This window comes from Sphaerospermopsis kisseleviana CS-549 (genome assembly GCF_028329225.1).
Lineage (GTDB): Bacteria > Cyanobacteriota > Cyanobacteriia > Cyanobacteriales > Nostocaceae > Sphaerospermopsis > Sphaerospermopsis kisseleviana.
In genome coordinates, this window is sequence record NZ_JAQMTI010000246.1 from 25,775 (window position 1) to 36,957 (window position 11,183).

10 protein-coding genes are annotated in these 11,183 nt (G+C 33.3%); 4 read left to right on the top strand and 6 right to left on the bottom strand.

Going from position 1 to position 11,183, the window contains the following annotated elements; all coding sequences use genetic code 11:
• Positions 1-104: 104 nt before the first annotated feature.
• Positions 105-692 (top strand): Uma2 family endonuclease, encoded by a 588-nt coding sequence (locus PN497_RS18965; protein ID WP_096568095.1) that lies wholly within the window; start codon positions 105-107, stop codon positions 690-692.
• 63 nt (positions 693-755) lie between these two features.
• A complete protein-coding gene (locus PN497_RS18970; protein ID WP_096568093.1) occupies positions 756-1,361 on the top strand; it encodes a Uma2 family endonuclease in 606 nt (201 codons plus the stop codon).
• Positions 1,362-1,386: 25 nt separating this feature from the next.
• Here PN497_RS18970 and PN497_RS18975 read toward each other — a convergent pair whose 3' ends face one another.
• The 6 genes from PN497_RS18975 to PN497_RS19000 form a co-directional block, all read right to left on the bottom strand.
• Positions 1,387-1,797 carry a helix-turn-helix domain-containing protein gene (locus PN497_RS18975; protein ID WP_096568091.1) on the bottom strand — a complete coding sequence of 137 codons (411 nt, stop codon included), beginning with the start codon at positions 1,795-1,797 and terminating at the stop codon, positions 1,387-1,389.
• Positions 1,785-1,925 (bottom strand): type II toxin-antitoxin system HigB family toxin, encoded by a 141-nt coding sequence (locus PN497_RS25790; protein ID WP_334310672.1) that lies wholly within the window; start codon positions 1,923-1,925, stop codon positions 1,785-1,787. Before PN497_RS25790 ends, PN497_RS18975 begins: the two co-directional genes overlap by 13 nt.
• Positions 1,926-2,166: 241 nt before the next feature.
• Positions 2,167-3,051 carry a ParA family protein gene (locus tag PN497_RS18985; protein WP_096568089.1) on the bottom strand — a complete coding sequence of 295 codons (885 nt, stop codon included), beginning with the start codon at positions 3,049-3,051 and terminating at the stop codon, positions 2,167-2,169.
• A gap of 160 nt (positions 3,052-3,211) precedes the next feature.
• Positions 3,212-5,902 carry a DNA translocase FtsK gene (locus PN497_RS18990; RefSeq protein WP_096568087.1) on the bottom strand — a complete coding sequence of 897 codons (2,691 nt, stop codon included), beginning with the start codon at positions 5,900-5,902 and terminating at the stop codon, positions 3,212-3,214.
• A gap of 15 nt (positions 5,903-5,917) precedes the next feature.
• The gene (locus tag PN497_RS18995; protein ID WP_096568085.1) at positions 5,918-8,023 is read right to left on the bottom strand and encodes an ATP-binding protein; all 2,106 of its coding nucleotides are present in this window, start codon (positions 8,021-8,023) and stop codon (positions 5,918-5,920) included.
• A gap of 90 nt (positions 8,024-8,113) precedes the next feature.
• Positions 8,114-8,971, bottom strand: coding sequence for a transcription factor RcaD (locus PN497_RS19000; protein WP_096568083.1), 858 nt, complete (start codon positions 8,969-8,971; stop codon positions 8,114-8,116).
• Between the two features lie 165 nt (positions 8,972-9,136).
• On the opposite strand from PN497_RS19000, the gene PN497_RS19005 reads away from it, so the two are divergent.
• Both PN497_RS19005 and PN497_RS19010 read left to right on the top strand, forming a co-directional pair.
• Entirely contained in the window at positions 9,137-9,376 is a 240-nt protein-coding gene (locus tag PN497_RS19005; protein WP_272110764.1) for a hypothetical protein, read from the top strand.
• A gap of 349 nt (positions 9,377-9,725) precedes the next feature.
• Entirely contained in the window at positions 9,726-10,889 is a 1,164-nt protein-coding gene (locus PN497_RS19010) for a helix-turn-helix domain-containing protein (protein ID WP_096568081.1), read from the top strand.
• Positions 10,890-11,183: the final 294 nt, after the last annotated feature.

Here is an 11,183-nt window from a genome sequence, read left to right on the forward strand (position 1 = left end):
TAAACAAATGATAAATTCACATCAGAAGTCGGGGATCTGCATCCTCATTTTTCACAAGATTATCAACTGGATCAATCAAAACCTAACATATTGAGGTAAACATCATGAACACTACTATAACAACTTTACCTCCTAGACTAACATTAAACCTCAATTTAACAGATGATCAATTTTTAGAACTTTGTCGCAATAACCGAGATTTAAGATTTGAGCGCACAGCATCAGGGGAATTAATAATTATGCCACCAACAGGTAGCGATACAGGAAATTGTAATTTTGATATTGTTGTAGAATTAGGAATTTGGAATAAAAAAACCAAATTAGGTAAAGGTTTTGATTCTTCCACGGGTTTTAAATTACCTAATGGAAAAGATGTTTCTCCTGATGTTGCTTGGGTAAAAAAAGAACGCTGGGAAAGTTTAACACCTGAACAACAAGAAAAATTTGCTCCCATTGCACCTGACTTTGTAATTGAACTACGTTCACCAAATGATAGTTTAAAAAAATTACAAGAAAAGATGGTAGAATATCTAGAAAATGGTGTAAGATTAGCTTGGTTGATTGATAGAAAACAACAGAAAGTATATATTTATCGTCCTAGTCAACCTGTGGAAGAATTAGATCATCCCCAAACATTAAATGGAGAGGATATTTTACCAGGATTTATTTTAGATTTAACAGAGATTTGGTAATCAATTAATGATTAATCAATCAACGGATCTGCATCCTCATTTTCCACATCCAAAAATAAACCTATGAACACACAAACACCCACAGTTACAGAAATCTTACCAATGGTGATAAAAATGCAGCCAGATATCATCATGACTGATGATCAATTTTTCGATTTCTGTCAATTAAACCGTGATTTTAGAATTGAACGTAACCAATTTGGAGATTTATTGATTATGTCACCTACCGGATCAGAAACAGATGAACGTAATTTTAATTTAATTGTGCAATTAGGTATTTGGACAAAAAAAGATGGTACAGGAGTAGGTTTTGGTTCTAGTGGTGGTTTTACCTTACCTAATGGTGCTGTGCGTTCTCCTGATGCAGCATGGATAAAAAAGGAAAGATGGGAAGCAATACCCACAGAACAAAGAAAGAAATTTGCGCCAATTTGTCCTGATTTTGTAGTAGAGTTGCGTTCTGAAACAGATAGCTTGAAAACACTACAAGAAAAAATGGAAGAATATATAGAAAATGGTGTGAAATTAGCTTGGTTAATTGACAGGAAACAACAGAAAGTATATATTTATCGTCCTAGTCAACCTGTGGAAGAATTAGATCATCCTCAAACATTAAATGGTGAAGATATTTTACCAGGATTTGTTTTAGATTTAAGAGAAATTTGGTAAAAAATAAGTACCAATAAATTAGAGTTTAACTGATAAATACTTGAATGGGAACATGAAAACGTTGTGCTAACTGTTGAATTTGATTAAAAGTTAATGCTTGTTCTTTATTCAAAATAGCCTTTATTGTTTCTGCTGTACCAATTTCAGGTAAATCTGATAAACTCAATTTGTGTTCTTCAATTAAATAAGCTAATATATCATTTCCATGACAATTAGGAATAGCATAATGTTCTTTTTCATAAGCCTCAATTACTGTTCCTAACGTATCCAGTAAATTATAAAGAGGATGCTGTTCACTAGTACCGATTTCATCAAGTAAATTATTTAATCTTTCGATAGCTTGATCATATTCTTCTTCATTACGAATTGTAAGCAAAGGAGCAATAGCAGTCCAATGGATATTAATATCAGGGGGCAATGTAGTTAATTTTTCCATAGATTTTTGTCGTATTCTGAATGAGTTAATATCTTGCGAATATACACTTTTTGGCGATTAAAATGAATTGAAGTAATTAAACGATATTTATTACCACCAATATTAAATACAATTAAATCACCTACCATATCAGCACTAGGAAAAACAGAGCGCAATTCATCAAAAGTTTCAAAATTAGCCCCATTCTAAGTTTAAACCAGCGAGTCAATGCACTTTCACTATCAGGATACTGTTCACAAAATTGACGAAAAGCTTTACGAGAAATAATGTGCACGAAATTTCATAATATATTATAGCAAATTTAATCATAATGTGAGCATACCAAGATCCCCGACTTTTTTAATCAATCGAGGATCTATTATATAGCCTTTACAACTTCCGCAATAATTCCTCAGTCAACTGCATAAATGACTTCGCACCAGCAGAACCCGGACTCATTAACGTTACCGGCATAAAACTATCAACAGCTTTCGCTACATTGACATCAACGGGAATTTGTGCTTGACAAATAGTTTCTACACCAAAATCTTCCACAACTCGGTGCATTACTTGTTTATAATATCTGCCAGTCAATAAATTAGTATTGCACATACTAAAGACAATTCCCAACATTTTGATATTGATTTTTGCTTCCTGTTCATGACTATCTTTTAACTTAGCAATGCGTCTTTCTAATAATTGAATACCCACCACAGATAAAGGTTCTGGTTTAGCAGGTAAAAGATAAAAATCGCTAGTTGCTAAAGCACTACGAGTCATGAGATTATAACCAGGAGCGCAGTCTAAAAGAATAAAATCATATTCATCCCGAACTGGTTTTAAAATGTCTCTAATTAAGACTCTTTCAAAACGATTCCAAATAGTTTCAAAATCTTGTTCACCCAAGGCTAATGCTTGATTATGCAGCATTTCTGAAACGACAAATTCATCATATAAGTCGATATCTCCTGGCAATAAATCCAATCCCGGCAGCTTACATAATTCACCTTGAATGATATCCTGAATCTTGTATTCAGCATTGGGATATGGGTTAATAACTTCATCTATCAAATATCTAAAAGTCTTTCTTTGTTTGCGACGTTTAGCAAACTCCATCGGTGACATTAAACTGAGGGTAGCACTAATTTGACTATCTAAATCGAGAACCAATACCTTTTTTCCGTGATTTTTTGCTAAACAAGTGGCTAAATTAACAGTAACCGTAGTTTTACCCACTCCACCTTTCATGTTTGCAGTTGCAATTACATATCCCATTTTTATTTCCTCTGCTGACGCATTCCCATTAATGTAGCGTACATATTATCTAATAGATTTTAACTTTGGTTAATTTAGTCTTTTGGTAGATGCGAAAATTTGCTTTGGGCTATCTTTTCTCCTTTATGCGGTTATACCCCGAAAAAAGTTAAGGACTTTTTTAAGGTAGTTTCATATTTTTTACTAATAAACTTTGTAAACGATGTAACTGAGAACCAACTTGATAAAGTAAATCACCTTTACCTAACAGATATGCTGCTGCTGTTTGTGTTCCACCAAGAACAATTTTAGAATCCGCTTCGCTAGAGGTTCTTAAAGCAATTCTTCCCGGTAAATTTGAGCGAATAATAGGGGTGACTATCCCCGCTTCTGGACGTTGGGTAGCAATAATTAAATGTATTCCTGCTGCTCTTGCCATTGCACCTAAACGTTTGATACTTTGTTCTAATGCAGTACGAATTTCTTTTTCTGCCATAAAATCGGCATATTCATCAAAAATACATACTATCCGGGGTAAAGGTGGGGAAAATTTGTGATTATAATCTGTTAAATCTTTACATTTAGCTTTTTCAAATTTTTGATAGCGAGATTCCATTTCTATCAATAATTCTTCCATTAATTCTATAGCGCGATCGCTATCTTTAACAACTGGTGAATATAACCAGGGAATTTGTTCAAATTCGGGAAATGTCACTCTTTTCGGATCAACTAAGGCAATTTTCAGATGTTGGGGAGAATGACGATACAATAAACTGAGAAGTAGGGATCTTAAAAATTCACTTTTACCGCTTCCTGTTGTTCCTCCTACTAAAAAATGGCAAGTATTCGGATCAGATAAATCAGCTTCCAATAAATTACCATCAATACCTATTCCTACAGCAATTTTTACAGGTGTATTTGCTGGTAAAAACTGTTTTTGAATATAATCTTCAAATTTAGCAATTTGTCTATCTTTGCGTGGTAAATCAACACTGACATAACCAGCTTGGGGCGCAATTAAAGGAGGATATTCTAACCCTAATTGCACTTGTAAATCAGCAGATAATTTTAAAATTGAAGGCACTTTTATACCTAAATGGGGTTTAATTTTCACCCGAATAAATGCCGGACTCACATCAGCACCATAATAATCTACATTAACCTTAAAAGATGCCAAAGTTGTAACTAAAGATTGCCCAATTTCATCAGCATTAATATTTGGTAAACTCTCCCCCCTTTTTAAGTGAGGGGTATCAAATTCTCCAATTTCATCATAGTTAATAATAGGTAAACTCTCCCCCCTTTTTAAGGGGGGTTGGGGGGGATCAGATTCCCCTATTTCCTCAGCATTAATAGTTGACTTAATTGTTAATCGATCACATAAATCTATCATCATCTCTAGACATTCTTTAAGAACATTAGGATTAAAAAATGTCTGACACTTTTGTTGTTGAGGACAAATTTCACACAAATGGGGTTGAGTTGTCGCAGGTGGTGGGTTGGGGTTGGGAGATTCCCATTTTAACCATTCCTGCATTTGTAATAGTTTGTAGGGAATTAATTGATGAACTGTATTTTCTAATTGTTCCCAGGAATATTGGTAATCTTTAAATTCAGGTAAAACACAATAAACCGCAGAATCTACCGCCGCTTTTTTCTTGTGAAATAACATATAACTATACAGAGAAACCTGTGCTAACTGTGCTGCTGGATCTACAGGGTGATAGGTTTTAAACTCTATCATACACAGGCGTTTAACTTCAAAATTAAAAACTAAACAATCAAATTCACCTCTAACTAATTGTTGTGTACCATCAGGTAAATTAAAATAATATTCTAAAGTTCTTTCTTCCTGAATAAAAGTATTTTTAATTACTGTCTCAGCACTACAATAACGCCGATTGATAATTAATAACTCTGTGAGTTTTTTAATCAGTCCTTGTATTCCTTGCCAAATTTGTAATAAAGCAGGTGCTTTACTGTCATCTTGACTGATAATATTTTGTAAATAAGGGAAGAATTGATTTGTATAAAATATTTGTTGAATTTCCGATGATATTTGTTCTAAATTTAATCTACTTACATCGGCAATTAATAAAGATTTAATTTGGGGATTAATCAAAAGTAATTGGATCAAATCATCGGCTAATTTATGAAAAACATTACCAATACCGGAAATGGAATTTTTAGGAAAAAATATTGCTTTATGATCAAAATGATGATTGAGATAAAATAACCGCGGACATTCAAACGCTACTCTAACTTTAGTCGGTGTTAAAGATGAATTTTCAGATGTATTATTTACCATATTAAAAATCTCATTAATAGCTTCAGGTTGATATATTTGTAGTAAGCGACGATGGACAGCAGCTAAATAGACTGTATCCATTGCTGCATAGTTTAGCTGTTTTTGAGTGAGAGGACGTTTTCCCCAGTCACTTGTTCCTTCTTCTACATCTACATCAGAAAATTGACAAAGTTCTACAGCTAAGGTTTTGAGTTTTAAATTACTTACTTGTAGTTTTTCACGGGTAATTTTTCTAGATAATTGGTATGTACAGATAATATTTTGGGCTAGGTTTTTACCTAAATATTTAACATCAAATCCAGAGTTATGAAAAACCTTAGCAATTTCTGATTTTACCATGATTTGATTGATAAAATAATCGGTCAAATCAGGTTTATCTAAAACATCGAAAATTAAAGCAGACTCACCAGTTAAGTCTGTAGGATCAGCCAATATTTGAATTAATGATAATCTGGGGTAGGGAGTATTCCAATCAGCAATTTCTGTATCTATCCATAGAGTTTTATGTCGGGATATTTGGGAAATTTGCTGATATATTTCCGCATCTTTGGTTAGGTAGTGCATTAGTTGATATATATATTATAGTTGAGGATTCCAAGAAATTAATTGATCTTGTAATTTAGCTTTTGGGTTCATAATTTTAGCTTTCTTTTCCTGACATGATAGATCAATTAACATTTTAATTTCTGTTTCTTGAACATCAGCAAATTGACTAGCTGTTTGGAAAATTAACGTATTTACTCCCATAAATCCTTGAGTTTTGATGAGATTTAAGATAAAATCTTTTACAGGTCTGTAATCTCTTCTAACTTTACCATTTGTATCTTGTTCTGTTGTAGCAACAAGACCTAAATCATGTAACAAAGTACATTTGTTATGCAAGATTTGAGATTCACGCATTAAAGATTCTAGTCCTTGTAAATTAATCGTTTTCCCACCAATGACTAATTCTTGAGATTTGGCAGAATTGACAAAACTTTGGTATGTTGCTAAATAATGAACTGCTGTTAGACTTGGTTTGATGTGTTGGTGATGAGTGTGTGTAAAAAGTTCTCTATAAAGTTGATTTCCTGCAAGATTTGGTTTTCCTACATTTCCAGCACGGACTAAATAAAGAGTTTTACAGCTATTGTTATGAATTACATTTTTGCAAGCATTCATAACATGAAAAAAAGTAGTCATGTTTGAATCTTCTGTCCAGACTATTCCTACTCTTTCTTGTTTTTGAGACTGCTGATAACTCAATGAATAAGTAGCATATTTTCCAGTTAAAAGTTTAGGCTTAATTCCCTGGATTTGTAAAGCTGATAAAGCTTGTTGTAACATCTGCATTAAGTCAGATGATGATAACAGAGATAATTTTGTAATTTTACCCTGAATTTTCTTATATTCTTTTTGCCATAGTAATTCAAATTCTGCTTGAGTTGTTTCTGGATCACTTACAGATAAAGAAATAGTAATTATGGGATCAGGAGTAACTTTTTGTTGGGGTATGGTAACTTTTGTTTGTGCTACAGGTTCAGGTTTGATATGACCACTGATGATATCAATTTTATATTTTTGATATTCGTCACGTCCCAGAGTTAATGTATTTCTCGGCATGGTTTTACCAGCAGGGTAATTGGTTTCTAAAATTTGCCGAGTGAGAGGAAAAAGAGAGGATTCTGGTTGAGGATATGCTAATTGATGTAATGGTTTGAGATGATAAGCCCAAAGTGCTTCCGCCTGTTCTATATTAATTCTTTTTAGCTCAATTGTTTTATATATTCCGGCTTTGTCCGCTGGCAGCACCCGATCCCAATGGCGTTTTAAAGTATTTGTAATCACACTGATAATGACTAAGAAATTTTTAAAATTATCCCCATGAATTGTTGTATTAACATTAAAAAAAGGTTGGATATCCAGAAACCCTTCTGGCGATTGAGGCATGGTATCTAAATTATCAAAACATAAGACTATTGGCTGGGTTTGTGTGGAAATTCTGCCAAAATTAGCTAAAATATTTTTGGCTGCATCTTCTGTATCAATACAGTGTTTAACCTTTATTTCTTTCATGGATTCTTCACTTAAATCATCTCCTCGCAACCATTCACAAGCTATATCATATAATTCGGGATTTGCTAAATCGTGCAGCACACCAAAAAAGATATCAGGGTTATAGATACCTGCTGTTTTATAGGTATCCTTGAGATGTTTAATAAATTTTTGGCGATTACTTTGTAATGCTTCCCAAAAATTATCATTAAATATTCGTTTTTTGATATCACTTTTTGTAAAGGCTGATAAACTTTTTAGCCATAACATTAATTGTGATTCTTTCTCACCTTCAGGTATTTGAATCAAACTATCAACTGTATAGCGTAAAATATGCCGCCAAATATTACTACTATCAGCCCAGTTACAAAGAATATAAGCGAAAAAAGCTTTAGGGTTAAGAGTGCGTTTCAGACGACCTAATAAATAACTTTTACCTGCACCAGAATCACCAACTAATAAAACTGTACGACTACGATGATCTTTACCTACTAAATTTAGTAAATATTCTATCTCTGTAATTGCTTCTTTATGAATTGAATCAACCATTAATGTTGCGTCTTGTTGATCCGCCCAAAAATTAGTAGGCTTTAAATTGATAACATCAAAAGGGTTGACTTCACGTTTGATAATATCGTTAATGTTTGTCATTGCTAAATCTAAAAATCGGTGTGAGGAGGAATTAAGGAAAAAAGCAAATAATCAGAAAATAATCAAACTATGTGGATGAATTGATAACTGTTAGTTGACGATGATAAAAAACAGTTGACCACCAATATTTTGAGGGATACCCGCATCAATTTGTTCTGGGGTATAAGCACTAACTTCTTGTAAAGAACTCAAATCAATTAGATCATTTCTTTGCAACCTATACAAAGCTTGATCTAATTCATCCCTTGATAAAGGTGGTTGTAACTTTTCTCGTAAATGAAAAATAGGTAAATAATTCTCTGTTCCCAGTTCATAATCTAATTTTTTAATAGTCTCTAAAACCTGTTGATCACTAGGTTTACTGATAGTTTCTATTTCCGAATTTTCACTGATAGATACTACAGAAGCAACTGGTTCTGAATGACGTAAATTTTTCCGCAAAAACCGGATATAATTACCCAATAAGTCTAAACTAATAGTGGGCTTATTACCCTGATTGGTAATAAATTCATCCCGCAAATATTCTATTCCCCTTGGAGTTAACCACACTTCAGCTTTAACTCTTTTCATCTTGATTTCTATTTCAATCAAACCCCTTCCATTTAATACGTTTAATATCGTCTCTCGTTCATCTGATTTCAAACCAGAAACTTTAATTTCACTGGGGGCGATTTTTTTAGAACTTTTACCGATCTTTTCCAATACTTTCAGTTCTTTATCACTGATGGGTAATTGACTGGAATCTAATTTTAACAAAGCCTGTCCAGCATCCTTGATTTTTACTGTGGCAATCTCTTGGGAATAGTCTACCAGTTCTAGTGCTTTCAAATCTCTGCAAATTTTGTTTTTATCTTTTTTAAAAGCATCAAAAACACTGGAACTTAACCCAGCGCGGTAGTTGGGACATCCCAATAGTTTTAATACAAATTTTAACTGGTTAGTATCCATGTGCTTAATGTTGCTGGCTGCGAACTATGACTAATCTAGGTTAAAAAGAGAAAAATTGACACACCTTTATTATGTTAACCCTAATCTGTACCATTTTTCACTAAACTGAGTAATACAAATAACTTAATAAAGCTGTTGTTTTCATTCAAAAAAGAGTTAACACCAATGAGTAATTATATTCACTGTCCTCATAATAGCGTCAAACCTGTATCCAACGGAGAACAAATAGCAGATTCCAACTTATGTGATTTTTGTTGGTATGAATACTGCTTTTGTTGGTCAGAATATTGCATGAGTGAATGGTATGAGATACAAACCCAGCATGATCAGCAAAATGGTAACAAAGCTCACAAAAAATCAGGCGATCGCCAATCTCAGTATCCCACAAATTCGCACAATCTATAGACAAATATAGTTATCAGTGGACGACTTACGCAACTGGCACATTAATAGGGTGCGTCAGATATCAACAATCTGGTTATTCGCATCAATTAAGCATTATAATGTAAACTACAAGTAAACATAGAAAAGCTAAAAAATAAACAGTTTTAATACAATAAACTTATTATTCATATATATATATATATATATATGAATAATAAAACGTTAAAACAAATTACCAAATGATTAAGTAAAACTTAAAATATAATAAATTTTCATTTTTTAACACCTTAAAAAGAGTATAAAAAAAGTTTCCCAAATTTAAAGTAATGGAATTTTTGACTCAATATCCATATAAAGGCGGGAATTAAAAGTGAACATACAACTATTTATCCAACGATCAGAAGCATTACACCAGTATTTAGCAGATTTATACCAAACTGCTACCTTATTACCCTGGATTCCCTCTGATCTACTACCCCAAGCATTTAAAGAACTACATAGCACCTCAAAAATGTTGCAATTAGCAGCTGAGGAACTTTACCAGCAAAACGAAGAACTCATGCAAAATTGCACCTTGCTGGAAACACAACGCCAACATTACCAAGAATTATTTGAATTTGCACCAGCAGCTTATTTAGTAACTGATCAACAGGGTATTATCCAAGAAGCCAACCGATTAGCATCACAATTACTAAACATTGACCAAAATGTTCTAGTTGGAAAACCAATAACAAATTTCATTTCACAAGAACAACACTCCTACTTTTTCAGCACAATTAATCAGATATCTAAATCTGAGCAAATCCGAGAAATATTATTACGATTACAGCCACGTCATGATGATTCATTTGATGCCTCTTTGAAAGTCAAATCTGTTGCCAATCAGCAACAGACGAAATTACACTGGTTAATACATAAAAGTGTTGCTTATCAGCCAGTAGAATCAACAGATGTTAAAAATTTCACCGACCTAATTGAAAATCGTCCTATACATAAACATTCCAAAGGAGAAATTATTACCCTCATTCCTTTATTAATTTGGTTTGTTCGTCATGGTTTAGTTAAACTCAGTGCATTTAGTGAAACAGGTGCAGAAATAATCACAGGGTTAGCAAAACCAGGCATGATTTTTGGCTCTAGTATGACATCTTTACCCATTTACCAAGCCACAGCCATTGCAGATGTCGAAGTAGTACCAATTTACCTTTCAGAAATTGCAGCTACACCCAACCTCAATAAAATCCTATTACCTAAAATTCAACAGCGATTACAACAAACACAATCTTTTTTATTTATTGCTGGTCAGCGAAAAGTACCAGCAAGATTACAGCATTTATTAGAACTTTTAAAACAGCAAATTGGAGAACCAGTACCTGAAGGAACACGCCTTTGTTTTCGCCTCACTCATGAAGATATTGCCAATATCTGTGGTACTACCAGAGTCACAATTACACGCTTACTGAGTCAGTTCCAACAACAAGGTAAAATTCAATTTGATCATAAAAAACATATCATCATAATTCATAATTCATAATTCGCAATTACAATTTATGTAGGCTTGAACCTATTAAATACTGATTACGAATTACGAATTAGTAAAAATTTCCTCAATTTGAACTTGCTGCACAGCTAGTAAAGAATTGTGCCAACATTATGATCATGAGCGAGGCAAGAGGCAGGAGGTAAATAGGGTTTGCTGATAGCGTAGCGTGGCGTTAGCCATATAAATCCGAAAACTTTACAGGTAAAGGGTTTTAGCTATTTTGACTTGTACTGAGCGACTTGTACTGAGCGACTTGTACTGAGCCTGTCCTGAGCCTGTCCTGAG

Bases quoted from the DNA above. Each gene is read 5' to 3' on its own strand.
- PN497_RS18965 (WP_096568095.1), top strand. From the start codon at position 105: ATGAACACTACTATAACAACTTTACCTCCTAGACTAACATTAAACCTC.
- PN497_RS18970 (WP_096568093.1), top strand. From the start codon at position 756: ATGAACACACAAACACCCACAGTTACAGAAATCTTACCAATGGTGATA.
- PN497_RS18975 (WP_096568091.1), bottom strand. From the start codon at position 1,797: ATGGAAAAATTAACTACATTGCCCCCTGATATTAATATCCATTGGACT.
- PN497_RS25790 (WP_334310672.1), bottom strand. From the start codon at position 1,925: ATGGTAGGTGATTTAATTGTATTTAATATTGGTGGTAATAAATATCGT.
- PN497_RS18985 (WP_096568089.1), bottom strand. From the start codon at position 3,051: ATGGGATATGTAATTGCAACTGCAAACATGAAAGGTGGAGTGGGTAAA.
- PN497_RS18990 (WP_096568087.1), bottom strand. From the start codon at position 5,902: ATGCACTACCTAACCAAAGATGCGGAAATATATCAGCAAATTTCCCAA.
- PN497_RS18995 (WP_096568085.1), bottom strand. From the start codon at position 8,023: ATGACAAACATTAACGATATTATCAAACGTGAAGTCAACCCTTTTGAT.
- PN497_RS19000 (WP_096568083.1), bottom strand. From the start codon at position 8,971: ATGGATACTAACCAGTTAAAATTTGTATTAAAACTATTGGGATGTCCC.
- PN497_RS19005 (WP_272110764.1), top strand. From the start codon at position 9,137: ATGAGTAATTATATTCACTGTCCTCATAATAGCGTCAAACCTGTATCC.